Below are 24,620 nucleotides of genomic sequence, written 5' to 3' on the forward strand. Positions count from 1 at the left end.
GCTCAGGCCCTCTCTTCAGGCGTCAGGAGTTGATGCAGCCCGTCGCCGGCCAGGTTGATCGCGAAGATCAGCAAGGCCAGCGCCGACCCGGGGATGGCGATCAGCCAGAACGAGAAGAACATATAGGCCTTGGCCTCCGAGATCATCAGGCCCCACGACGGCAGCGGCGGCTGCACGCCCAGGCCCAGGAAGGACAGGGAGGCTTCCAGCAGGATGGCGCTGGCGGCTTCCAGCGTGGCGATCACGATCAGCTGCGGCACCACGTTGGGCAACACTTCGCCCCAGACGATGCGCCAGGTGGACGCGCCCGCCGCCTGCGCCGCGGCCACGTATTCCAGCGAGCGCACCTGCTGGGTGGCGCTGCGCATCACCACCGCGTAGCGGTCCCACTTGAGCAGCCCCAGGACCAGGATCACCACCCAGAGCGAGCCGCCGACGATGGCGACGGTGGCCAGCGCCACCAGGATCACGGGCATGGACAAACGGGTGGTGATCAGGAACGACACCGCCATGTCGACCTTGCCGCCGAAGTAGCCGGCCGCCATGCCCATGGCCGTGCCGATCAGGCCCGAGATCAGCGCCACGCTGATGCCGATCAAGAGCGAGATGCGGGCGCCGTAGAACAGGCGCGACATATAGTCGCGGCCCAGCTGGTCGGTGCCCAGAGGATGCAGCCAGGTGCCCTTGGCGTACCAGACCGGCGGCGCGGTGCGGTAGGCCAGGTCCTGATAATAGGGATCGTGCGGCGAGATCCAGGGCGCGAACAACGCGATCAATACGATGACGAGCAGGATGCCGCCGCCGGCCAGCAGCGCCTTGTTGCGCCGCAGCCGCCGCCAGCGCAGGGCGGACGCGGACAGTTCCAGCGGCGCCGGGGCGCCGGGAGCGGACGGGGTAAGGGTAGGCGTGTTCATGTCAGGACACCCGGATGCGCGGGTCCAGCCACGCGTTGGCGATATCGGCGGCCAGGGTCAGCAGCACGTACAGCACCGACAGCAGCAGCACGATGAGCTGCATCACGGGATAGTCCTTGTAGGTGATGCTCTGGTAGGCCAGGTAGCCCAGCCCGTCCAGCGCGAAAATGGTCTCGATGACGACCGAGCCGCCCAGCAGGTAGCCCAGCTGCACCGCGGCCAGCGCCACCACCGGCACGATGGCGTTGCGCAGCGCATGCTTGAAGACGATCTTGCGCGCCGGCAGACCCTTGGCGCGGGCGGTGCGGATGTAGTCGGCGGCCAGGACTTCGATCATGCCGGCGCGGATCAGGCGCATGAAGGCGGGGGCCACGTAGTACCCCAGCGCGATCGCCGGCATCACGAAATGCTGCCAGCTGCCGCTGCCCGACACCGGCAGGATGCGCAGCGAGATCGAGAACAGCATGATCAGGATCAGCGCGAAGAAGAAGTTGGGCAGCGCCTGTCCCAGCACGGCGATGGCCAGGCAGATGCGGTCGATCAGGCTGCCCTTGTACAGCGCCGCCAGCACGCCCAGCGGAATCGAGATCAGGAGCGCGAAGGCCAGCGCGCCCAGGCCCAGCAGCAGGGTGGTCTTGAGCTTGGAGAGGATCAGCGGCCCGGCCTCGGTCTTGAAATACACCGAGGTGCCGAAGTCGCCCTGCAGGATATGCCAGAGCCAGTCCGCGTACTGCACCGCCAGCGGCCGGTCCAGGCCGTAGGTCTTGCGGATCATGTCGATGTCGGCCTGGCGCGCGCCTTCGCCGGCCAGGGCCAGCGCCGGGTCGCCGGACAGGTGCAGCAGCAGGAACGCCAGGATCGAAACCGTCAGCGCCACCAGCACCGCCAGGCCCAGGCGCCTGATCGTGAAATACAGCATAGGGCTTCCTCTTCGTTGGACTCACGCCGGCCCGGCGCGATGCCGGGCCGGCGCGGGGCCGTGCCTTACTTCCAGCTCATGTCCCAGAAGCGCACCAGTTCATCCGAATAGGGCTTGAAGTTCACGTCCTTGGTGGCCACGTAGTAGGCGGGCAGGGTCCACAGCGGCACCGCGTAGGCCTTCTGCGCGATCAGGTCCAGCGCCTGCTTGTAGGCGGCGTTGCGCGCGGCGCTGTCGATGGTGCGGTCGCCCTTGGTGAGCAGGTCGCGCACCTGCGCGTCGCGGGTGACGTCGTCGTTGCCGAAGGCGAAGTACACCGGCGTGGACGCGGACACGTCGTTGACCAGGTTGGAGCCCCAGGTCTGGTGCGTGAGCGAGGCCTTGTTGGCGCGGATCATGTCGCGCATGGCGGCGTACTGCAGGAAGTTGAGCTTGGCGCGGATGCCGACCGCCTGCAGGTAGTTGATGATGGCTTCGGTCTGGTTGCGCTCGCGGTAGGCCACCAGGTCGATGTCGAAGCCATTGGGGTAGCCGGCTTCCGCCAGCAGCTTCTTGGCCTGGGCCGGATCGTACTTGTAGACCGGCGCGCCTTCCTGCGTGCAGCCCGTCTGCGAAGGCGTGCAGATGGTGTTGATGAGGCCGCCGCCTTCGCCCACGATGTTCTTCAACATGGATTCGCGGTCGATGGCGTGGATGATGGCGCGGCGTACGCGTTCGTCCTTGAGCTGCGGGGCCGGCGTGCCTTCCTGGATGTTCATCTGCATGAACACGATGCGCATGGTGTTGCCGGTGACCATCTGCAGCGAGGGCATGCCGCCCAGCTGTTCGGCCTGGTCCTTGGGTACGCTCATGATCAGGTCCTCGCCGCCCGAGATGACCTCGGCCATTTGCGTCTGGCGGTCGGGGATGAAGCGGATCACCACCTTGCCGATCTTGGGCTGGGCCTTGGGCGAATCCTTGAAGTAATCGGCATTGCGTTCCAGCGTGATGGACTTGCCCGGCTGGTAATCCACCACCTTGTAGGGACCGGAGCCCACCGGCTTGGCGTTCATGCCCTTGGGGCCGACTTCCTGGTAGTACTTGGCCGGATGGATGGCGGCGGTGGTGGACAGGTATTCCTTGGCGCCGGGGAAGGGTTCCTTGGTGATCAGGCGCACCTTGTATTTGTCGATCTTCTCGACCTTGTCGATCCAGGCCACGTTCTGCTGCGTCACGGCCTTGTTCTTCGGATCCGCCACATAGTTCAGCGTGTAAACCACCGAGTCCGCATCGAACTCCTCGCCGTTATGGAATTTGACGCCTTCGCGCAGTTCGAATTCCATGGTCTTGTCGTCGACCTGCTTCCAGCTCTTGGCGAGCTGCCCCTTGTACTCGTTGGTGACCGGGTCGCGGTAGAGCAGGGTGTCCCAGACGTTGGCGGCGATGATGACGCCGATCCGCACGTTGTTGTAGTAGGGGTCCACGCTTTCTGGCGCCTGGTCGTAGGCCATGCGCAAGGTGTCGTCCTTCTTGCCGGCCAGCGCCGGCTGGGCCGCCAGCGTGGCGCAGGCCAGCAGGGCGGCAGCCAGGGCCTTGAGGGGGAGAGGGCTGCGCCAGGTCGGCGCGGATGCTGCGGGGGTGACGCGGAAATCAGTCATGGTGAGGCTCCTGTGGAAGTCACTGCACGTACTGCTTATCTGCCATCTTGTCGCGGGCGGCGCGGCCCGCTGCGCTGCCTGCGGCGGGTCAGCCGGAATCGGCCGCCGCCGCGGGCGGCTGGGTAAGGGTCTTCAACGCGGCCTCGCACTTGCGCTGCAAGTGCTGGCGCATGATGCCGGCCAGCCGGTCCGCGTCGCGCGCGTCCAGGGCCTCGGCCATCTCGATGTGCTCGCGCATCGCCAGATCCCATTTCTGGCGGTTTTCGTTCGAGACGAAACGCAGGTTCTGGATGCGCGCGTTCTGCGCGTCGTACAGCTGCTTGAGCAGGCTGTTGTGCGCGGCCAGGCTGATGCGTTCGTGGATCTCGCGATTGGTGCGGAAATAGGTGGGCAGGTCGTGGCGCGCGTGGCTGGCCATCATTTCGTAGGTCAGCGCGCGGATCTCGGCGATCTCGGTGGCCGTGGCCCGTTCGCAGGCCAGCCGGCAGGACATGGCCTCCAGCCCGCCGATGACCTCGAAGGCTTCGCGGATGTTGGCCTCCGACAGCGCCACCACTTGCGCGCCGCGGTTCGGCTCGATCTGTACCAGGCCTTCGGCGGCCAGCACGCGGAAGGCTTCGCGCAAGGGCGTGCGGGACACGCCCAGCAGGTCGCACAGGGTGCGTTCGTTCAGCCGCGTGCCGGGCGGAAATTCGCCCTGGATGATGCGTTCGCGCAGTTGCCCGGCCACCGTGGCCGGCAGCGTGCGGCCGTTGCCCATGCCGCGGGCCGCGGACGGCGGGGCGGTTTCGGCGGCCACGCTGGCGGCGCCGGAATCAGGCATCAGGCTGGAAACGCTGCTCATTGGTATACAAAAATTCCCCGTGTTTTGCGAGACTATAAACCCGTCTTTCGGTATCGCCTGATGGGTGTATACCCTAGGTTATTAACGCAAAAACAATGGGATAGAGTGACGCATGCCGCAAGTCCGCGCGTTGGGCAAGCCCTGCTTGTCTGCCCTGCGCTTTTCATTGGTATACAAAAATATTCCACTTTGGGACTACGCATGCTTACCCTGAACAGTCATCCGTCCGGCCGGCATTTCCTGCAGATTCCGGGGCCGACCAACGTGCCCGACCGCGTGCTGCGCGCCATCGACCAGCCCACCATCGACCATCGCGGACCCGAGTTTGGGGCGTTGGGCCTGGCGGTGCTGGAAGGAGTCAAGCAGGTGTTCCAGACGCAGTCGCCGGTGGTGATCTTTCCGTCGTCCGGCACCGGCGCCTGGGAAGCCGCGCTGGTCAACACCTTGTCGCCCGGCGACCGCGTGCTGATGGTCGAGACCGGCCATTTCGCCAGCCTGTGGCGCAAGCTGGCAGGGCGGCTGGGCCTGGAGGTGGACTTCCTGGAAGGCGACTGGCGCCACCCGGTGGACGCGGCCGCCATCGCCGCCCGCCTGGCCGGCGACCAGGGGCGCAAGATCAAGGCCGTGTGCGTGGTGCACAACGAAACCTCCACCGGCGTGACCAGCGACATTGCGGCCGTGCGCGCCGCGATCGACGGCGCCGCGCATCCGGCGCTGCTGATGGTGGACACGATTTCGTCGCTGGGCTCCATCGACTACCGCCACGACGAATGGGGCGTGGACGTGACCGTGGCCGGCTCGCAGAAAGGGCTGATGCTGCCGCCAGGCCTGGCCTTCAACGCCGTCAGCGCGCGCGCCCTGGCCGCGGCCGACGAGGCGCGGCTGCCGCGCTCTTATTGGGACTGGCGCGAGATGCTCACCGCCAACGCCCGCGGCTACTTTCCGTACACGCCGTCGACCAATCTGCTTTACGGCCTGCATGAAGCCCTGGCCATGCTGCGCGAAGAAGGCTTGCCGCAAGTCTTCGCGCGCCACCAGCGCCACGCCCAGGCCACGCGCCTGGCCCTGGCCGGTTGGGGGCTGGAGCTGCTGAGCCTGGATCCGGCCGCGCACAGCCCGGCGCTGACCGCCGTGATCATGCCGCAAGGCCATGGGGCCGACGCCTTCCGCAAGCTGGTGCTGGAACGCTTCGACATGTCGCTGGGACAGGGCCTGGGCAAGCTCGCCGACCGCGTGTTCCGCATCGGCCACCTGGGCCACTTCAACGACCTGACGCTGTGCGGCACGCTGGCCGGCGTGGAAATGGGCCTGGCCGCGGCAGGCGTACCGCATCGCGCCGGCGGCGTGCAGGCGGCAATGGAATTCCTGGCCGGGGCGCGTGCAAACGTCCCGGCCTGAGACACACACATAACGAGGGAAACGATGAACACACTCATGCAGCAGGCGATCCAGTTCGCCAACGACCACGAATCCGCCTGGGACCGCAGCGTCAAGGGCAACTTCGGCGTACACCTGAACGATCCGCCGCCTTGGAACCGCCTGCTGGGCCCGATCCACGACCGCGGTCCCGTGTCGGGCGTGGTCACGGTGCGCGGCGAGACCATCGCGTCCTGGGGCGAGCCCGAACGCGCCGACCTGACCTTCAGCGTGGCCAAGCTGTACCTGGCGATCCTGGCCGGCGTGGCCCATGACCGGGGCCTGCTGCCGGACGTGGATGAACCGGTGGGCAAGCGGGTGCCGGGCATCGGCTTCGATGAAGGGCAGAACGCCGACATCACCTGGCGTCATCTGCTGCAGCAGACCAGCGAATGGGAGGGCGAACGCTTCGGCGTATCGGACCAGGCCGACCGCTACCGGGCTGTCACCTTCGGCGTGCCGCCCGATGGCAAGAAAGGCGAGGCTCGGCCTCTGCAGCGTCCCGGCACGTACTGGGAATACAACGACGTGCGCATCAACCAGCTGTCGTATGCGCTGCTGCACCTGTTCCGCAAACCCTTGCCCGAGGTCTTCCGCGAGGCCGTCACGCGGCCCATCGGCGCCAGCGAGAACTGGCAGTGGGTCGGCTACGACAACGCCTGGGTCGAGATCGACGGCCAGCGCATGCCGTCAGTGCCTGGCGGTTCGCACTGGGGCGGCGGCATGTCCATCAGCGCCCGCGATCAGGCGCTGATCGGCCAGATGCTGCTGAACGACGGCATGGCCAATGGTCGCCGCATCCTGTCCAGCGAATGGATCCGGGATATGCGCACGCCATGCGCGATCGCGCCGTATTACGGCTATCTGATCTGGCTGAACCATGAAGGCCGCGTGTTCCCCAGCGTGCCGGCTTCCAGCTTCTTTGGCGTGGGAGCGGGTAGCTCGTTTACCTGGGTGGAGCCGGAACGGCAGATGGTGGTGATTGTGCGCTGGCTGAACTCGGCCTACGCCGACGCGCTGTTCGGCAAGATCCTGGAGGCTGTGGACGCTGGGGTTTAGATCGTTGTTGGCTTGGCTTTTGATGTTGAGGATATCGGGGGGCTTCGAGCTTGCGGATGTCAGGGTTCTTTAGCCGCCGAGGCCACCCTGCGCCATTCCGATGCTCGCCCCAGTGGGGCTGCGCTTCGGATGGCTCCGGGCAGCCTCGGCTGACTCTCGCCTGATGCGATGGTTGTTCCCCGTTCATGGGCGGATGCCCTGAGCCGGTGGCCGGGCGGAGGGATCCGAAGCGCAGCCCCACCGGGGCGAGCATCGGAATCCCGCAGTCCGGGCGCCGGCGGCTCAAGAACCCAGCCTCGCAAAACCGAAACGGCAGGGCTTCGAGCTTGCGGATGCCAGGGTTCTTTAGCCGCCGAGGCCACCCTGCGCCATTCCGATGCTCGCCCCAGTGGGCTGCACTTCGGATGGCTCCGGGCAGCCTCGGCTGACAGTCGCCGAATGCATTGGTCTCAGCCCCCGTTCATGGGCAGATGCCGTGAGCCGGTGGCCGGGCGGAGGGATCCGAAGCGCAGCCCCACCGGGGCGAGCATCGGAATCCCGCAGTCCGGACGCCGGCGGCTCAAGAACCCCAGCCTTACAAAACCAAACGTCAACAATCCACCCAAGAATGCCCTGGATGCGAATTTGACTGGCGCGGGCTTAACGTTGCATGCTCCCGCCTAATCCATTTCCGTGAATGAGAGGAAGCCAACCATGAACTACCGCCGCCTCGGCCGCAGCAATCTCCGCGTCTCTCCGCTCTGCCTGGGTACCATGATGTTCGGCGAGCAGACCCCCGACGACGAAGCCGCCCGCATTGTCGCGTCCGCGCGTGACCATGGTTTGAACTTCATCGACACCGCCGACGTCTACAACGGCGGCCGCTCCGAAGAAGTGGTCGGCAAGCTGCTGAAAGGCCAGCGCCACGACTGGGTGCTCGCCAGCAAGATCGGCAACGCCGTCGGTGTAGGCCCGAACCAGGCCCACTATTCGCGCCAGTGGCTCATGCGCGGCGTCGAGGAAAGCCTCACGCGCCTGGGCACCGACTTCATGGACATCCTCTACCTGCACCGCGACTACCACGAGGAAAACCTCGAAGAAGCGCTGTGGGCGCTGGGCGACCTGATCCGCGCCGGCAAGCTGCGCAGCTTCGGCCTGTCCAACTTCCGCGGCTGGCGTATCGCCGAGGTCATGCGCCTGTGCGAAAAAATGGGCGTGCCGCAACCCGTGGTGTGCCAGCCTTACTACAACATGCTCAACCGCGGCCCCGAAGTCGAGATCCTGCCCGCCTGCAAGCACTACGGCCTGGGCGTCGTGCCCTACAGCCCGATCGCGCGCGGCGTGCTTACCGGCAAGTATCTGCCGGGCCAGGCGCCCGCGGCCGATACCCGCGCCGGACGTGGCGACCGCCGCATCCTGGCGACCGAGTTCCGCGAAGAGTCCCTGGAAATCGCGCAGAAGCTGGTCGCGCACGCCGCCGCGCGCGGCACGCAGGCGGGCCATTTCGCCACCGCCTGGGTGCTGGCCAATCCCGTCATCACCGCGGTCATCGCCGGCCCGCGTACCCTGGCGCAGATGGAGGACTACTACGCGGCCCTGGACGTGAAGACAACGGCCGAGGACGAGGCCGTCGTCAATGACTGGGTGACGCCGGGCCATGCTTCGAGCCACGGCTACAACGACCCAAACTACCCGTTCTACGGCCGCCCGGTAGCGGCGGCCTGATACGGGCATAGTCCCAGGGTAAGAAGCGCCGGCCCGCATGGCCGGCGCTTTCACGTTCAAGCCTTGCCCAATCCCCCGCGCGGCATGGCAGGCGGCGCGGCCGCTTCCAATTCAGCCGGCTGCACGCCACGCCCGATCAGCATGGCGCAGATCGCCGATACCACCCCCGCGAACAGCACGTACAGGCAGATCAGCCAAGGCTGGCCGCCGCCCGTCTTCAGCAGCGCCGTTGCGATGATGGGCGTGATGCCCGAGGCGAAGATCCCCGAGAACTGATAGACGAAGGAAATCCCCGTGTAGCGCACCTTGGCGTCAAACAGCTCGCAGAACAGCGCCGCCTCCGGCCCGTACACCGCGGCGTAAAGGATGCCGAACGGGATAATGATCGCCAGCCAGATCAGCATCACGCTGCCCTGGCTGTTGAGCATCAGCCAGAATCCGGGGAAGGACGCCGCCGCAGTGATGAGCGATCCCCAGAAATAGACCCGGGTGCGGCCGATGCGGTCGGACAGCCGGCCGAAGAAAGGGATGAAGAAGCACATCACCAGGGCCGCGGCCATCACCCCGATCAGCGCTTCGGTCCGGCTGATCTGCACCGTCTGCGTCAGGTACGAGATCGAGAACACGCCGAACACGTTGAAGAACACGCCGTCGATATAGCGCGCGCCCATGCCCTTGAAGACATTGCCCGGATAGCGCTTGAGCATGTCGAAGAACGGAATGCGGCTCTCGGCGTTGTTGGCCTTGACCGCCGCGAACTCGGGCGTCTCCTTGATGTTCAGGCGGATGTACATGCCCACCAGCACCATGGCGGCCGACGCCAGGAAGGCGATGCGCCAGCCCCAGGCCATGAACTGCGCATCCGTCAGCAGCGTGGACAGCAGCGCCACCGTGCCCGAGGCCAGGCACAGCCCGATGGCCAGCCCGATCTGCGGCAGCGAGGCATAAAAGCCTTTCTTGCCCGGCGGCGCGTATTCGTAGGCCATCAGCACCGCGCCGCCCCATTCGCCACCCAGCCCTATGCCCTGGAACACGCGCAGCAAAAGCAGCAGGATCGGCGCCCAGATGCCGATGCTGTCGTAGGTCGGCACCAGCCCGATCAGGAAGGTGGCGATGCCCATGATCATCAGCGTCATCACCAGCATGCTCTTCCTGCCGATGCGATCGCCGAAGTGGCCGAAGATCAGGCCGCCCAGCGGCCGCGTGACGAAACCGACGGCAAAGGTGGTGTAGGCCAGCATGGTCGAAACCACCGGGTCGCCCGTGGGGAAGTACAGCTTGTTGAACACGATGCCCGCGACGACGCCATACAGGAAAAAGTCGTACCACTCGATGGTGGCTCCGATCAGCGACGCGGCGACGACTTTGCGCACCGCGGCTTCGTTTTGCTTGGCCATGTCTAGTCTCCTTTGGTGGGGCGGTCGGGCAATCTGCGTTGTCCTGCGCCTTGGGGTTCTGCTATCCGGGGTCCGTCATCTCCAATTCAGGCGGCGACGCGCAGCGCCTGCGGCTGCGCTTGCCTGAGGTCCTGCAACATGAATTCGGCCGCGCGTTCGGCCAGCATTACCACCGGCACGTTGGTGTTGCCCGACACCAGCGTCGGCATGATGGAGCAGTCCACCACCCGCAGCCCGGCCACGCCGTGCACGCGCAGGCGCTCGTCCACTACGGCCATCGGGTCGCTGGACGGCCCCATCTTGGCGGTGCCGGACGGGTGGAAGATCGTGGCGCCGTATTCGCGGCAGAAGTGCAGGATCTCGTCGTCCGTGCGCACGTCCGGCCCGGGGCGGAACTCGCGTTTCATCAGGCCGGCCAGCGGTTCGGTGGCGGCGAGCCTGCGCGCATATTTCACCGCGGCGACCGCCATCTTGCGGTCCAGTTCGGTGGACAGGTAATTGGGTTGCATGGACGGCGCTTCGAACGGGTCCGCGCTGCGCAGTTGGACCCGGCCGCGCGACGTGGGCCGCAGCTCGCACACCGAATAGGTGCAGCCCGAGAACGGATGCACCTTGCCGCCCGCCATGTCGGCCGACAGCGTGGCGAAATGGAACTGCGTGTCGGGCGTGCGGCTGGCAGGATCCACGCGGCAGAACACGCCGCCCTGGTTGATGCCCACCGCCAGCGGCCCGCCGCGGAACAGCAGCCATTCCAGGCCCATGCGGGCGCGGCCCGTCAGGCTGCGCAACTGGTCGTTGGTGGTGATGGGGCGGGTGGTCTCGTAGATCAGCCGGATCTGCAAATGGTCCTGCAGGTTCTCGCCCACGCCCGGCAGGTCGCGCACCACGCCGATGCCGAACTGGCGCAGCAGGGCCGCGGGGCCGACGCCGGACAGTTGCAGCAGCTGCGGCGATTGCAGGGCGCCCGCGCACAGCACCACTTCGCGGCGGGCGCGCACGGTGTGCACCTGGCCGTCGCGCCGGTAGCGCACGCCGCAGGCGCGGCGGCCCTCGAACAGCACGGCCATGGCGTGCGCGTCGGTTTCCACGCGCAGATTGCTGCGGTCCTGCGCCGGGCGCAGGTAGGCCACGGCGGTGGAGCAGCGGCGGCCGTTGCGCGTGGTGAGCTGGTAGTAGCCCACGCCTTCCTGGTCGCCGGTATTGAAGTCCTGCACATGCGGCAAGCCCAGCTTTTGCGCGGCGCCGATCAACGCTTCCACCAGCGGATGCGCCGTCTTGATCGAGGTGGCGTTGAGCATGCCTTCGGTGCCGCGCGTGGGGCCGGGACCGAGATCATTGTTCTCCAGCTTGCGGAAATAGGGCAGGCATTCGTCCCAGCTCCAGCCCGGATTGCCGGCGGCGGCCCAGGCGTCGTAGTCCTGCCGCTGGCCGCGGATGTAGATCAGGCCGTTAATGGAGCTGGAGCCGCCCAGCGTGCGGCCGCGCGGCCAGTAGATGCGCCGGTCCAGCATGCCGGGGTCGGGGTCGGTGTAATAGCCCCAGTTCAAGACCTTGTGGAACATCGTCTTGCCGTAGCCGATGGGGATGTGTATCCACGGGTTGCTGTCCTTGGGGCCGGCTTCCAGCAGGCAGACGCTGTGCGCGCCGCTGGCGCTCAGCCGGTTGGCCATCACGCATCCGGCCGAGCCGGCGCCAACCACGATGTAATCCACGGTATCGGACATGTCCGCAAGCTCTCCCTGCAGCAGGGCGCCGCGCCAAGCCTATGGCGCGTTAACCCTGCTTGTCGTTGTGGGGCGCACTTATATACTGGATCGATGCCGGCGCCTGGGCGCTGCGGCATTTGAGGCGATTCTAGGAAGCGCGCGCGCAGAGCAAAGCACAACAGGCGCAGGGGCGGAATAGTGGAACAGAATATGCAGATTCAGTTTCAAAATCGCAGTGCAACATCGGCGCAGCAGGCCGACGACGCCGCCAGCCATCAAGAGGCCGCGCGTTCGCTGCGGGCGCTGGTGGTGTTGGACCACCTGGCGCGCGCCCAGCATCCGCCCACGCTGGCGCAACTGGCGCAGCGGCTGGACATGCCCAAGACCACCTTGATGCGCCTGCTGGCGGCCATGCAGCGCGCCGGCTTCGTGGCCGCCACGCCCACCGAGAACGGCTTCGTGCCGGGGCCGCAGGCAGCCACCCTGGCGCTGGCCACCTTGCGCGCCTCCGCCTTCACGCGCGCCTGCCGCGCGGTGCTCGCCCAACTGGTCGGCACCCTGGGCGAAACCTGCAACCTGACCGCGCCCGACGGCGACCGCGTGGTCTACATGGAACGCGTGGAAACGGCCGAGCCGCTGCGCCTGTTCTTCGCGGTGGGCAGCCACGTACCCATGCATTGCACCGCCAGCGGCAAGCTGTTCCTGGCGTCCATGAACCGCTTGGAGCGCGGGCGGGTGCTGGCGCGCCTGCCGTTGACACGCAACACGCCGCGCACGCTGACGGACCCGGCCAGGCTGGAAGAAGAACTCGAAAGATTGGCCGCGCGCGGCATCGGCATCGATAACGAGGAATTCGTGCGCGGCATGAGCGCCGTGGCGGTGCCGGTGCGCGACGCGGACGACCGCGTGGTGGCGGCGGTGGCCTGCCATGCGCCGACGGCGCGCGTGATGCTGGACGACCTGCTGCGCGCGGTGCCGGTGCTGGAACGCGCCGCGCGGGCCATGCATGAGGTGCTGGCGCAGCACCGCGCCGGCCCGGCATAACGGCCCGGCCTGCGGGTTTTCAATCAGGCGTGAACAAGTCCGGCGGCAGGCGCGCCACGGCGTCGTAGGTCAGGCGGATGTGGGCGGCCAGCAGGTCACAGGCGCGGTCGGCATCGCGCGCCAGCGTGGCGTCCAGGATGCCCTTGTGCTCGTCGTCCAGGTCGCGCGCGATGGGCTTGCGCGTGACCGTCAGGCGCCGATAGCGCTCGGCCTGCTGGTACAGGATGCCCAGGAAATGATGCAGCCAGCGCGAGGGACAGGCGCGGATCAGTTCGCGGTGGAACTCGCGGTTGCGCTGCTCCCATTCTTCAAAGCGGGTGTCGGGGTCGGCGGCCAGGCGCTGTTCGGCCTTGCTCAGCCGGTGGAAGGCGGCCAGCACCGCGCTTTCCCAGTCGTCGTCGCCCAGCGCGATGGACTGGCGCAGGGCCTGGGTTTCAAGCAGCACGCGGTTCTCGGTGATGTCGCGGAAGTCTTCCAGCGAGATCGGCGTGACGTGGAAGCCGCGCTGTCCTTGCGCGATGACCAGCGCGTCCGACACCAGCAGCGCCAACGCTTCGCGCAGCGTGCCTGCGCCCACGCCGTAATCGTCCTTCAGATGTTCGACCCGCAGGCGGGAACCCGGCGGATGCACGCCCTGGATGATGTCGCGGCGCAGGTTGACATAGGCCGCGCCGACCAGGGTGTTGGCCGAGGCGGAATGGGCGAGCGGGGGGAGGGTGGCGCCGTCTGACATGGGAGCTACTTTATCACTGCGTTCAAAAAATCTCGATAAAAATTATTGACGCCGAGATTTATGCTGCTTATCGTAGAAAAAAAGCGTCGAGACCACGACCGGCACCGAGCCGGCGGCTGGCGCACCCAGGAGACAAGCACAGTGATACGGCTACACGACGTCCGGCGTACCGGCCCGCGCACCGGCAACCTGCCCGAAATGTCTGCCCGACGGCCCTTGTTGCGTCCGGTTCTGCGCCATATTGCGGCTTGCGTGGCGGCGGTGGCCGCACTGGCCGCGAGTCCTGCGGCCAGCGCGGAAACCTGGCCGGCGCGGCCGGTGACGCTGCTGGTCAATGGCGGCCCAGGCAGCCTGCCGGACCTGTTCGCGCGGCCCTTGGCCGAACGCCTGCACCGCTCCCTGGGCCAGCCCGTCGTGGTCGAAAACAAGCCGGGCGCTGGCGGCATGCTGGCAATGCAGCAGCTCAAATCCGCGCCGGCCGACGGCCACACGCTGGCCTTGGTCACCAATGCCCACCTGGTGTGGAATCCCTACATCTTCCCGGCCCTGACCTACGATCCGGCGCGCGACCTGCAGCCCGTCAGTCCGCTGGCGGTCATTCCCATGGCGCTGACGGTCAACGACAAGCTGCAAGCCCAGTCCCTGGACCAGCTGCTGGCGCTGGCGCGCCAGAAGCCCGGCCGCCTGAACTACGCGTCCTCGGGCAACGGCAGCCCGCCCCACGTGCTGTTCGAGATGCTGCGTGAACAGGCCGGCGTCGACATCCTGCACGTCCCGTTCAAGACCGGCACCGCCGCGCTGAATTCGGTGCTGGCGGGCGATACCGAAATCTATTTCGCCGGCACCGCGCTGGTCGAGCCCATGGTCAAGGACGGCCGCTTGCGCGCGCTGGCGATGAGCGAGACCGTGCCCGACGCCGCCTTCGGCAAGACTCCCACGCTGGCCGCCAGCAACTTCCGCGGCTTCGAAGGCGCGGTGTGGCTGGGCGTGGCCGCGCGCGCCGGCACGCCGGACGCCATCGTGCAGCGGCTCAACGAAGAAATCGGCCGCGCGCAGCAGGACGGCGCGCTCAAGCAGATGTACGCCAGCCACGGCTCCTTGCCGTACCATCTGGCGGCGGCGGCCTTCGCCCAGCGCGTCGCGGCCGAGCGGGACACTTCCGGTCCCGTGCTGCGCAAGCTGGGCATCAAGCCCGATTGAACCTCCTACTTCCAACCCTGGTATTCGGGGCTCCGCTTGCGGGGCCCGCAGCAGCTTATGAACCTGATCGAAGAGATTGTTGAAAACTCCCCGTCCATCCGCGACATCCGCAGGGACATCCATGCGCATCCGGAACTGGCGTTCGAAGAGAACCGCACCTCCGACCTGGTGGCGCAGCTGCTGGAAAGCTGGGGCATCCCGGTGCATCGCGGCTTCGGCAAGACCGGCCTGGTGGGCGTGATCCGCAACGGCGACTCCGGGCGCACGCTGGGACTGCGCGCCGACATGGACGCGCTGCCCATGCACGAGGTCAACCAGTTCAGCCACGCCAGCAAGCATCCTGGCGTGATGCACGCCTGCGGCCACGATGGCCATACCGCCATGCTGCTGGGCGCGGCCCAGCACCTGGCGCACCATCGCAACTTCGACGGCACCGTCTACCTGATCTTCCAGCCCGCCGAAGAGCGCGGCGGCGGCGCGCGCGAGATGATGCGCGACGGCTTGTTCGAGAAATTCCCCATGGAAGCGGTGTTCGGCATGCACAACATGCCCGGCATACCGGTGGGCTGCTTCGCCTCGTCCGCGGGGCCGGTGCTGGCGTCCAATAGCGAATTCCACGTGACCGTGCGCGGCAAGGGCGGCCACGCGGCCATGCCGCACCTGTCCATCGATCCCATCCCTGCAGCGGCGCAGATGATCGAGGCCTTCCAGACCATCATCAGCCGCAACAAGAAACCGCTGGAGACGGCAGTCATCTCCGTGACCACGGTGCAGGCGGGCGGCGTGGTCAACGTCATCCCCGACACCTGCGAGCTGCGCGGCACCGTGCGCGCCTACACCCGCGAAACCCTGGACCTGATCGAGCGCCGCATGGGCGAGATCGCCGAGCACGTGGCCGGCATGTTCGGCGCGCAATGCGAATTCGTCTTCACGCGGCACTATCCCTCGACCATCAACCACGAGGCCGAGACCGCCTTCATGCGCAACGCGCTGACCCAGGTGGTGGGGCAGGAGCGCGTGCTGGTGCAGGCGCCCATCATGGCGGCCGAGGACTTCTCTTTCATGCTGGAAGAGGTGCCGGGAAGCTATTGCTTCATCGGCAACGGCGAAGGCGACCACCGCGAACCCGGCCATGGCGAAGGCCCGTGCCTGGTCCACAACACCAGCTACGACTTCAACGACGCGCTGCTGCCGATCGGCGCGAGCGCCTTCGTGAAGCTGGCTGAGAACTGGATGCCGCGCAAGTAGCGGCGCTACAGCCCCGGCGGCGGTCGCGCCGGGGCCATGCGGCCATCAGCTTTAGTGGCCGGAATCGGCCTGGACCGATAGTTCGTGGTTGCGTGTGCGCACCAGCAGCGCGCTGAGCGCAGCGGCCAGCCCCGCGATCAGGGCGCCCGCCAGGAAGGTCAGCTGATAGCCGCCATTCAGCGCCAGGGTCGGCGCCGCGCCAGCCGCCGCCAATCCGGCGCTGCGCGCTGCGGCCAGGCTGGCCAGCACCGCCAGCCCCAGGGCGCCGCCCATCATGAAAGCCGTGTTCACTACGCCCGAGGCCAGGCCGGACTGGCTGGGTTCCACATCGCTCATCGCGGCCAGCAGCATCGGATTGAAGGCCACGCCCGCGCCCAGGCCCAGCAACAGCATGGCGGGCAGAACGTCGACAGCAAAGCTGCCGTCCGCCGGCGCGCGCGCGAACAACGCCAGCCCCAGTGCGGCAATGAACAGGCCTATGGCCAGCGGCCCGCGGATGCCAAAGCGCATCACCAGCTTGGCCGACAGTCCCAGCGAGAACGCCGCCATGATGAGGTTGGCCGGCAAGAAGGCCAAGCCGACTTCCATGGGGCTGTAGCCCAGCACCAGCTGCATGTACAGCGCCGACACGAAAAACCACGCAAACATCGCCGCGGCCCATAGCACGCCAACGATGTTGGCCGTGGCCACATTGCGCAGGCGGAACAGCCCCAGCGGCATCAGCGGCGATTCGACGCGCGCCTCGATGGTCAGGAACAGCACCATCAGCGCGGCCGCCGCGCCCAGCAGGGTCAGCGATTGCGTCGACGTCCAGCCGGCCTCGTTGCCATTGACCACCGCATACACCGCCAGCATCAGCGAGGCGGTGACGCTCAGCGCGCCGGCCACGTCCAGCCGGGCGCCCGCGGCGGCAGGCGGCGCGGCCGGAATCAGCCGCAGGCACAGCGCATAGACCACCACGCCGATGGGCAGGTTGACCAGGAAGATCCAGTGCCAGGACAGCGCGCTGGTCAGCAGCCCGCCCAACAGCACGCCGATGCTGCCGCCGCCCGCGCAGACAAAGCCATACACGCCCATGGCGCGCGCCCGTTCGCCGGTTTCGGTGAACAGGTTCATGATGAGCGACAGCGACACCGCCGACACCACCGCGCCGCCCAGGCCCTGCGCGGCGCGCGCGGCGATCAGCAGGGTCTGGCCCTGGGCCAGCCCGCAGGCCAGCGACGCCACCGTGAAAACCACCAGGCCCGCCAGGAACATGCGGCGGTGGCCGAACAAGTCGCCCAGCCTGCCGCCCAGCAGCAGGAAGCCGCCGAAGGTCAGCATGTAGGCATTCACCACCCAGACCAGCGAGGTCTCGGTGAAATGCAGGTCTTCGCGGATGGAGGGCAGGGCGACGTTCACGATGGTGGTGTCCAGCACGATCATCAACACGCCCAGGCAAAGCACCATCAGCGCCCACCAGCGTTGCTTGCCATGTATTCCGTGCGTCATCGAGTCTTGCTCCGTGAATGGCGGCAGTCGGGTGCGCCGCCTTGTTCCAGGTTCTTAGTGCGAAACACGCCCGCCGCTGACCATCCAGCGCGTGCCATAGCGGTCTATCAGCGCGCCATAAGCCTCTACCCAGAAAGTCTTCTGCAAGGGCATGGTGATGCTGCCGCCTTCGGCCAGCAGGTCGAAGACGCGTTGCGCGTCCGAGACCGTGGGATAGGCCAGGGACAGCGCCACGCCCTGCTTGCCGGGATAGGGATGCCCGGCGGTGGCGTCGCTGCCCATCAGGGTCTGCTCGTCCAGGCCCAGGCGGGCGTGCATGATACGGCCCGCGTCCTCGTCCGACAAGACCGGCATGGCGGCGTCGGGCGGGGCGTCAGCATAGCGGATCATGGCCTCCATCCGTCCGCCCAGCACGCGCTCGTAGAAGTGCATGGCCTCGGCGCAATTGCCGTCAAAGCTGAGGTAGGCGGATAGTTGGGGCATGATGTCTCCAGGGTGACGGGCGGACAGTGCCAGGAGGGCGGCGCCGCTCTATGATGGAAGCCTGACCCCACGTACAAAGGAGCCCGGCCATGCTGAAAGGAAGCTGCCATTGCGGACAGATCGCGTTCGAAGTCGATGGCGCACCGTCCCAGGTACTGGAATGCAATTGCTCGCACTGCAGCCGCAAAGGCTATCTGCTGTGGTTCGTGCCCCGCGCCAGCGTGCGCCTTGCCACGCCCGCCAGCGGCATGTCGACCTACCGGTTCAACAAGCACGTGATTTCACACCACTTCTGCGCCAATTGCGGCTGCGCGCCATTCGGTTTCGGCGTGGGCGCCAAGGGCGAAGAGACAGCAGCGGTGAACGTGCGCTGCCTGGAAAACGTGGATCTGAACGCCTGGCCCCGCATCCCGTACGACGGCCGCAGCGTCTGAGCGCCGCGGACCGCGCTACATCATAGGGCAAGGCCGCGCCGCGCGATATGGCGAGTGCGTGACATGTCTTTTCATCGATTTGAACTAGTTTCAGGGAAGCGCCGCATGAGCACCGTAAAACTGCTGTCCGACGAGGAAGTCCGCCAAAACCCGCAAGCCTGGGCCGTGTTCCAAGACATCCGCGCCACGCGCAAGTCGGACTTCGTCAACAACTTCTGGCGCGCCCTGGCCAACGATCCGCCGCAGCTGGAACGGGTCTGGGGCCAGCTCAAGCAGGTCATGATGGCCGACGGCGAACTCTCGCCGCTGGTGCGCGAAATGATCTACATCGCCGTGTCCACCGCCAACGGCTGCTCCTACTGCATCCATTCCCACACCGCCGCCGCCCGCGCCAAGGGCATGACCGACGGCCAGCATGCCGAACTGCTGGGCGTGATCGGCATGGCCGCGCAAACCAACGCCATGGTCACCGCCATGCAGGTACCCGTCGACGAGGCATTCATCGTGAAATAGGAGGCCGCCATGTCTCTGATCCCGCTGTTTCCGCTATCCAACGCGCTGTTCCCCGCAGGCGTGCTGCACCTGCGCATCTTCGAGGTGCGCTACCTGGACATGATCCGCCGCTGCATCGCGGACGGCAGCGAATTCGGCGTGGTCGGCCTGTTGTCGGGCCAAGAGGTCCGCACCCCCGAAGGCGTGGAGACCCTGGCCCCCGTCGGCACCATGGCGCGCATCGCAGACTGGGACGCGCCCATGCCGGCCCTGCTGGAGCTGCGCTGCGTCGGCACCAGCCGCTTCCGGCTGCTTTCCAGCGAGGTGGCAAAATACGGCCTTTGGATGGGCCAGGCCGAGCCCATCCCCGACGACCCGCCCGCGCCCGTGCCGGCCGCCATGCAGCCCAGCGCCGACGCGCTGGGACGCCTGGTGGCCCAATGGCAGCAAGATGGCGTGTCCCCCGAAAGAATGCCCCTGGGCCCGCCGTTCCGGCTGGATGACAGCGGCTGGGTCGCCGACCGCTGGTGCGAACTGCTGCCGCTGCCGCCCGACGACAAAGCCGCCTTGCTCGCCATGACCGATCCGGTGGCGCGCCTGGCGGCGATTCAGGACGTGCTGCGGGGGCAGGGGCTGGCTTAGGACAGATGCCAGGGGCCGCAAGTTGTTTACAAGGCCTGGGCGTAACCGTATTTGGACACCATGGAAATCAGGATAGACGAGGGCCTGCGCGCCTACATAGACCCCTTGACCGACGACGAGCGCGAAGCGCTGGAACGCAGCCTGCTCGCCGAAGGCTGTCGCGACGCCCTGGTGCTATGGGGCGACCTGCTGGTCGACGGCCACAATCGCCATGCCCTTTGCATGAAGCACGGCATTCCCTTCGAGACCCGCCAGAACACCTCGTTCAAGTCCATCGAGGACGTGCACCTCTGGATGATCGAAAACCACCTGGGCCGGCGCAGCGTGTCGGACTTCCAGCGCGGGGTGCTGGCGTTGCGCAAGAAGGAAATCCTGCAGGCGCGCACCGCCTCGGCGCCCGCGCCCGACGATCCCCCCTGGGATGAAGACTCCGGCGAACCGCCGCCATTGCCTGCCGCAGTCGTGTCGCAGGCGCTGAGCCGGCAGGCCCTGGCACGAGCTGCGCGGATCAGCAGCAATACCTTGGGGCAGATCGAGAAGATACAGAAGGCCGCGGCGCCGGAATTGGTGCGGGCGGTCAAGGATGGGGCTATCTCCATCAACGCTGCGGCGGCGGTGGCGACGTTGCCGCCGGAGCGGCAGGCTGCGGCTGTGGCCGGCGGCAGGAAGGAATTGCAGCAGGCTGCCCGGGAAGTCCGCCAGGCCAAGGCGCCGCCGCCGCGGGAGGCTGTGCCGGATATTCCTATTGAGAATATTGCGGATTTGCCGGCTGAGGTGGCGCGGTTACGGGAGTTGCTGACTCGGCTGACGGATGAGAGGGATCAGTTGAAGAAGAAGGTGATGCATTTGACGGTGGCGCTGGCCGAGGCTAGGAATGCGTCGGGGGGAGGGGATGATTGAAGGCAGGAGCAATTGCCAAGCGCGGGCGTTGCTTCGTGTGGTCTGGCAACCTGGCGATGTAAGCCGTTGATGGACTTGCTCCAACCTTGCGAAATTTCTGCTTTCCGCCAAGAGCGGCGATTTCACGCTTGCGGGTCTATACTCGGCACCCGCCAATTTGCGTGATACGACAAGGCCAAATGAAAGCAAGAGAATTGCTCATCGCTACGCTGGGAGCGTTGGTGTTGAGTCAACCATCGCCATCCTTCGCACAAAGCATCAACGGGAAGAATCTCTACACGCAGAGATGCGCGATGTGCCACGGCGCAGATATCAAGGGTACGGGCCTTTGGCCAAGAAAAGCAATCCTCCCACGCCCGATCTCACAACTGCTGCGTTCAAGAAGCGGCTCAATGACTATCCGGGCGTCATCGTCTCATCGGTAATCCTTCGTCCGAACGGAGACCTGATTCCGAGAACGTTGAGGGAGAACGGCGTAAAGCTGGCGCCGCACTCTTGGACTGTTCAGGATTTTCGTGATTTGAACAAATACATGAGCGATGTGATTGCAAAAAGCCGATGAGGGCGCGTTGGCCGGCTGGCTGCGCGGCAACTTCGCGATCCGGATCAAAGCGAACAAGACGGTCAGTATCCGATTCGACGGACTGGATGAATTGCAGCGGGATGGAGGCTGCCGCTACGCCGTCGTATCGCTTGGCAGGATCGGATTGCTACTTCCGGGCTAGTTACTTACCACGCGATCACGAATAACCTAGATCCGATTTTAGGCAAGCGTCTAAAGGGAGGGTCTATGCTTGAACGTAGCTATCTCAGCAACCGCTACACCGTCTCGGATCCGGACGCGCGGCTGAGGCGGGAAGACAATCTCATGGCGTTCGAAACGGCCAATGGAGAGATTCAAAAAATACCGCAAGGGATCGTCATACGTGTTGACGCGATTCAGCGCTTGCAGACGGGAGCAAAGAAGGTCGCACTGTTTGCGCATGCCGTCCGAGAAAACGGCGAGCCACTTGGCTGGACCTCGACAAAGAACTTCGAAGGCTCGTTTATCAATGAGACCCTTGATCTGCTCAAACCCGGGGCTGGAAGCGGAAAGTTCGGTCCTAACGCAGCGTGGTCGCGTGGCGCCTACATTGGCCAGATCGACCTCGTCGAAATAGTCGATTCGACAACGGAAATTGAGCGTCTTTCTATTGCTACCGTTACGCCATATCTGGAAATGGTAGGGAAGGCGAAGTCGTCAGGTGTAAACCTTACCATCAATAGCGGGTTCCGATCCTATCCGGAGCAGAAGATGCTGTGGGATGGGTATGTCAAGCGTCTTCCCGGATTCAATTTGGCTGCGAAACCCGGCAACTCGAACCACCAGAACGGGATCGCCATCGATATCGCTGTCGCGGGTGCGGACGGCAACGAGGTCTATGAGTGGCTAAAACAAAACGCGCCTCGCTTTGGGTTCGTTCGCACTGTCAGCGGTGAGCCATGGCATTGGGAACACGATCCCACACGCGCTCAGCAGGCGGTTCAAAATGGCACCTACAAAATTCCATCTGTGACTGGCTGACAGGGCGAATCTCTTTGGAACTGCCCGTGAAGCCGTAAGCAGAGAAAGGTTCAAACTACGGGCGGTCCCGTCCTAGGTAGCTTCCAGCTTTGCAGTGCGCTTGCGTCGCAGCTCAACCACCTGTTCCGCGCCTACAGCCCGAGCTCGCAACTGCCCACAGCCCCCATCCACATCCTGCCCAGCGCTATTTCTCACCTTGGTCAGCACGCCACGGCTTTGCAGGGAGCGGACGATCTCGTGGATGCGCTCGGTTTCGGGGCGCTGGTAGTCATCCCCTTCAAGGCTATTGAAGGGGATGACGTTGAGTACCCCATATTTGCCTTTCAGCAGACGCACGACCGCATCGAGTTCGTCGTCGCCGTCGTTGATGCCCTTGAGCAGCGTCCACTGATACTGGATCGGATAGTCGGTGTCGCGAGCGTATCTCTCGCCCAGTTCGATCAGTTCTTCCGGCGCAATTTTCGGCGCGCGCGGCAGCAGGTGTGCGCGCAGTTCGGCCTTGGTTGTGTGCAGCGACAGCGCCAGCGCGGGCTTGACGCGTTGTTGCGGCAGGGCCTCGAACACGCGCAGGTCGCCCACGGTTGAGAACACGAGATTTTTGTGGCCGATATTGCCCTCGGTGCCGAGCAGGTCGATGGCTTCGAGCACGTTGTCGAGGTTGTGCGCCGGTTCACCCATGCCCATGAAGACGACTTTTTTCACTACGCGCTGACGCCGCGCCAGCACGACCTGGGCCAGGATTTCCATGCTCGTGACCTGGCGGATCAGGCCGCTCTTGCCGGTCATACAGAAGCGGCAGCCGACCGCGCAACCGACCTGGGTGGAGACGCAGAGTCCGTCGCGCGGCAACAGCACGCTTTCCACCATCTGCCCGTCGGCGAGTTCGACCAGCAAGCGCGAGCCGTCGTTACCTGCGTGTTCGGAGCGGACGCGGGCGAGGGCGTCCAGCTCCGCCGTCAAAGCCGGGACGGCGTCACGTAGCGCGAGAGGCAGAAAGTGCTCGGCGCTCCGGCGTCGCGTGCCGGTGTCGAGCGCTTGCCCTTGCAGCCAGACGCGCACGAGGCGGCCACGGTGGACGGGCAGGGCGCCGAGAGCGGCGAGGCGTTGGTCGAAGTCGGAGTAGCGCATGGGGGGCGCATTTTACCCTGCCGCTGGAACGAGCTGTCGTAGGGTAGGTGGTCTCGTTGCCGACTACTGCCGAGATTTCGAAGGTCGGTAACCGCCGGTTGGTCTGCTACCGGCAAGTGGCAGTCCTCCACGGATTGCGTCACGTGGGAATCACACCCTGAGGATTTATCCGCGTCATTTCAACGTGCGCGTGCCGCTTTGAGTTTGATTTTTCGCTCGATCAAGTCGCACGTTGCACTTGACCTGGCTCGGGTTTCCCTGGTTAATGTCGCTGCCCATGATTTAGCGGCTCCAGCGCAGGATTATTTCCGTTTCTCCACGTCAAGGTTATGGTTGCATCCACTCTCGTTGCCATGCTGTGTGCACATCTATTGTGCTTTTCGGGCATGTTTTTGCTGATTAGCCGCCGCTTGCCCGGCAACAGGATGGGAATGGACTTTTTCGCCGCGGGCAATCTCCTGCTGGCGTTGGCCTATATCCTGCAACTGGTTGAAGGCGGACCCGCCTGGAGTGTGATGAGCGTCGTTAATCACACCCTCACGCTGGCTGCCCCGATCGCCTACTGGCTAGGCGCCATGCGCTTCTTTGGGCGTCAGGTCCGATTGTGGCGCACGTTGATCATTTTTTCCGTGGTCTATGGCATTGCGCAATGCCTGGTGCAATGGGGCGCAGGACCCACCGCGCGTTACGCAATGCTTGCGGCGATGGCGAGCGTGCTCTTCTTTGCAATGACCATAACCGTGATCTATGGCGTTCGCACTTTCGCGAAAGATCTGCACGGGGAGATGTTCTTCTTCGCGTTCCTGATAGGCGGAATCTGCATTCTGAATGCGCTGAAGTTCTTGAAAATCGTAGATGGCGGCCTGGATGCGCTGCATATGGATAGTCGATTTCAGATGATCTTCTACATCTACATGTCGACCCTGGCGACCATAGTCCCACCTTCCATTGTCTGGCTGGTACTGCGGCGGCTGACGGATAGCCTGCGCAATATGGCGGCGCGCGATCCCATGACGGATCTCCTCAATCGCCGAGGACTCCAGGAGGCGCTCACCCGGTCTTTTAATTCTCGGAATGCCGGGGCGGCTCGATTGCTGCTGTTGGACGTCGACCATTTCAAGCTTATCAATGACACCTATGGGCATCAAGCTGGCGATGAAGTGATCTGCCAAGTCGCGGACATACTTCGTTCCACGGTTCGCAACGGGGACTTGACGGGGCGTATTGGCGGGGAAGAGTTTGTGGCTGTTTTTCTGGAAGCTGATGGGGACCGTGTAATCCACTTGGCGGAACGTCTGCGTGCCAGCGTTGAGAATCAGGCAATCAAAGTGACGGGTTCCGACGATGTGCTGCGCTGCACGGTCACCATTGGAGTTTCACCACCGTTTCATGGTGTGCATGAGTTGGAGGATGCGCTTAACGAGGCCGATGCTGCTCTTTATAGGGGAAAGGCGGCAGGGCGCAATCGGATCGAATCAGCCGACGTCGGCATCAGCGTTTCGGTTGAGGGCGCTAAATCAGCAATGGCTTGAAATAAAAAAAATAGGCGCCAGACTGCAATTTCGCTACCAAAGAGCTGAGAAAATTGTAGTCTGACACCTTATTTCCTGACACCTTATTTCCTCTGCCTTGACGCTGAAAAATTGTAGTCTGACACAGAGGTTC

General features: G+C 65.2%; 23 protein-coding genes and 1 pseudogene. 14 read left to right on the forward strand and 10 right to left on the reverse strand.

The annotated features are described in order from the left end of the window. Positions 1–2: 2 nt before the first annotated feature. From IAG39_RS14565 to IAG39_RS14580, 4 genes are all read right to left on the reverse strand, one after another. The gene (locus tag IAG39_RS14565) at positions 3–914 is read right to left on the reverse strand and encodes an ABC transporter permease (RefSeq protein WP_118933930.1); all 912 of its coding nucleotides are present in this window, start codon (positions 912–914) and stop codon (positions 3–5) included. Between the two features lies 1 nt (position 915). Continuing rightward, positions 916–1,833, reverse strand: a complete 918-nt coding sequence (locus tag IAG39_RS14570; protein ID WP_054456461.1) for an ABC transporter permease — start codon at positions 1,831–1,833, stop codon at positions 916–918. Between the two features lie 65 nt (positions 1,834–1,898). Beyond that, positions 1,899–3,470, reverse strand: a complete 1,572-nt coding sequence (locus IAG39_RS14575; protein WP_059380105.1) for an ABC transporter substrate-binding protein — start codon at positions 3,468–3,470, stop codon at positions 1,899–1,901. Positions 3,471–3,558: 88 nt separating this feature from the next. Then, positions 3,559–4,293 (reverse strand): GntR family transcriptional regulator, encoded by a 735-nt coding sequence (locus IAG39_RS14580; protein ID WP_373429148.1) that lies wholly within the window; start codon positions 4,291–4,293, stop codon positions 3,559–3,561. 222 nt (positions 4,294–4,515) lie between these two features. Between IAG39_RS14580 and IAG39_RS14585 the strand changes: the two genes are divergently transcribed. The 3 genes from IAG39_RS14585 (at position 4,516) to IAG39_RS14595 (ending at position 8,493) form a co-directional block, all read left to right on the forward strand. Further along, on the forward strand, positions 4,516–5,712 hold the full coding sequence (locus IAG39_RS14585; protein WP_118933929.1) for a pyridoxal-phosphate-dependent aminotransferase family protein: 1,197 nt from the start codon (positions 4,516–4,518) through the stop codon (positions 5,710–5,712). Between the two features lie 24 nt (positions 5,713–5,736). Then, positions 5,737–6,789, forward strand: a complete 1,053-nt coding sequence (locus tag IAG39_RS14590; RefSeq protein WP_187524026.1) for a serine hydrolase domain-containing protein — start codon at positions 5,737–5,739, stop codon at positions 6,787–6,789. A 693-nt stretch (positions 6,790–7,482) separates the two neighbouring features. Beyond that, positions 7,483–8,493: an aldo/keto reductase gene (locus IAG39_RS14595; RefSeq protein WP_118933927.1), complete on the forward strand. Its 1,011-nt coding sequence runs from the start codon at positions 7,483–7,485 to the stop codon at positions 8,491–8,493. Between the two features lie 56 nt (positions 8,494–8,549). On the opposite strand, the gene IAG39_RS14600 is transcribed toward IAG39_RS14595, so the two are convergent. Both IAG39_RS14600 and IAG39_RS14605 read right to left on the reverse strand, forming a co-directional pair. Continuing rightward, positions 8,550–9,890: an MFS transporter gene (locus IAG39_RS14600; RefSeq protein WP_059380578.1), complete on the reverse strand. Its 1,341-nt coding sequence runs from the start codon at positions 9,888–9,890 to the stop codon at positions 8,550–8,552. Between the two features lie 86 nt (positions 9,891–9,976). Then, on the reverse strand, positions 9,977–11,614 hold the full coding sequence (locus IAG39_RS14605) for a GMC family oxidoreductase (RefSeq protein WP_118933926.1): 1,638 nt from the start codon (positions 11,612–11,614) through the stop codon (positions 9,977–9,979). A gap of 192 nt (positions 11,615–11,806) precedes the next feature. Here IAG39_RS14605 and IAG39_RS14610 point away from each other — a divergent pair, with 192 nt between their 5' ends. Continuing rightward, positions 11,807–12,640: an IclR family transcriptional regulator gene (locus IAG39_RS14610; protein WP_191295308.1), complete on the forward strand. Its 834-nt coding sequence runs from the start codon at positions 11,807–11,809 to the stop codon at positions 12,638–12,640. A gap of 19 nt (positions 12,641–12,659) precedes the next feature. Here the strand turns inward: IAG39_RS14610 and IAG39_RS14615 are convergent, their stop codons facing one another. Further along, entirely contained in the window at positions 12,660–13,373 is a 714-nt protein-coding gene (locus IAG39_RS14615; protein ID WP_187774106.1) for a GntR family transcriptional regulator, read from the reverse strand. A gap of 141 nt (positions 13,374–13,514) precedes the next feature. On the opposite strand from IAG39_RS14615, the gene IAG39_RS14620 reads away from it, so the two are divergent. Next, positions 13,515–14,573 carry a Bug family tripartite tricarboxylate transporter substrate binding protein gene (locus IAG39_RS14620; protein WP_240633411.1) on the forward strand — a complete coding sequence of 353 codons (1,059 nt, stop codon included), beginning with the start codon at positions 13,515–13,517 and terminating at the stop codon, positions 14,571–14,573. A gap of 57 nt (positions 14,574–14,630) precedes the next feature. Continuing rightward, positions 14,631–15,821 carry a M20 aminoacylase family protein gene (locus IAG39_RS14625; RefSeq protein ID WP_118934251.1) on the forward strand — a complete coding sequence of 397 codons (1,191 nt, stop codon included), beginning with the start codon at positions 14,631–14,633 and terminating at the stop codon, positions 15,819–15,821. A 51-nt stretch (positions 15,822–15,872) separates the two neighbouring features. On the opposite strand, the gene IAG39_RS14630 is transcribed toward IAG39_RS14625, so the two are convergent. Next, the gene (locus IAG39_RS14630; protein ID WP_059380402.1) at positions 15,873–17,312 is read right to left on the reverse strand and encodes an MFS transporter; all 1,440 of its coding nucleotides are present in this window, start codon (positions 17,310–17,312) and stop codon (positions 15,873–15,875) included. A 54-nt stretch (positions 17,313–17,366) separates the two neighbouring features. Continuing rightward, positions 17,367–17,795, reverse strand: coding sequence for a VOC family protein (locus IAG39_RS14635; RefSeq protein ID WP_059380401.1), 429 nt, complete (start codon positions 17,793–17,795; stop codon positions 17,367–17,369). A gap of 89 nt (positions 17,796–17,884) precedes the next feature. Between IAG39_RS14635 and IAG39_RS14640 the strand changes: the two genes are divergently transcribed. From IAG39_RS14640 to IAG39_RS14670, 7 genes and pseudogenes are all read left to right on the forward strand, one after another. After that, the gene (locus IAG39_RS14640) at positions 17,885–18,229 is read left to right on the forward strand and encodes a GFA family protein (protein WP_118934253.1); all 345 of its coding nucleotides are present in this window, start codon (positions 17,885–17,887) and stop codon (positions 18,227–18,229) included. Positions 18,230–18,334: 105 nt separating this feature from the next. Beyond that, the gene (locus IAG39_RS14645; protein ID WP_059380399.1) at positions 18,335–18,742 is read left to right on the forward strand and encodes a carboxymuconolactone decarboxylase family protein; all 408 of its coding nucleotides are present in this window, start codon (positions 18,335–18,337) and stop codon (positions 18,740–18,742) included. Positions 18,743–18,751: 9 nt separating this feature from the next. Further along, positions 18,752–19,363, forward strand: a complete 612-nt coding sequence (locus IAG39_RS14650) for an LON peptidase substrate-binding domain-containing protein (RefSeq protein ID WP_059380398.1) — start codon at positions 18,752–18,754, stop codon at positions 19,361–19,363. A gap of 60 nt (positions 19,364–19,423) precedes the next feature. Beyond that, positions 19,424–20,263, forward strand: a complete 840-nt coding sequence (locus IAG39_RS14655; RefSeq protein WP_059380397.1) for a hypothetical protein — start codon at positions 19,424–19,426, stop codon at positions 20,261–20,263. Between the two features lie 179 nt (positions 20,264–20,442). Next, positions 20,443–20,825: pseudogene (locus IAG39_RS14660) on the forward strand (c-type cytochrome). Continuing rightward, a complete protein-coding gene (locus IAG39_RS14665) occupies positions 20,809–20,988 on the forward strand; it encodes a hypothetical protein (protein WP_124260400.1) in 180 nt (59 codons plus the stop codon). Before IAG39_RS14660 ends, IAG39_RS14665 begins: the two are co-directional and overlap by 17 nt. Positions 20,989–21,053: 65 nt before the next feature. Continuing rightward, on the forward strand, positions 21,054–21,827 hold the full coding sequence (locus IAG39_RS14670) for a M15 family metallopeptidase (RefSeq protein ID WP_118934255.1): 774 nt from the start codon (positions 21,054–21,056) through the stop codon (positions 21,825–21,827). Between the two features lie 72 nt (positions 21,828–21,899). Here the strand turns inward: IAG39_RS14670 and IAG39_RS14675 are convergent, their stop codons facing one another. Continuing rightward, a complete protein-coding gene (locus tag IAG39_RS14675) occupies positions 21,900–22,955 on the reverse strand; it encodes an RNA methyltransferase (RefSeq protein WP_118934257.1) in 1,056 nt (351 codons plus the stop codon). 329 nt (positions 22,956–23,284) lie between these two features. Here IAG39_RS14675 and IAG39_RS14680 point away from each other — a divergent pair, with 329 nt between their 5' ends. Beyond that, positions 23,285–24,487, forward strand: a complete 1,203-nt coding sequence (locus IAG39_RS14680) for a GGDEF domain-containing protein (protein ID WP_187524038.1) — start codon at positions 23,285–23,287, stop codon at positions 24,485–24,487. The last annotated feature ends 133 nt before the right edge of the window (positions 24,488–24,620 follow it).

Source organism: Achromobacter xylosoxidans, from assembly GCF_014490035.1.
Taxonomy (GTDB): domain Bacteria; phylum Pseudomonadota; class Gammaproteobacteria; order Burkholderiales; family Burkholderiaceae_B; genus Achromobacter; species Achromobacter bronchisepticus_A.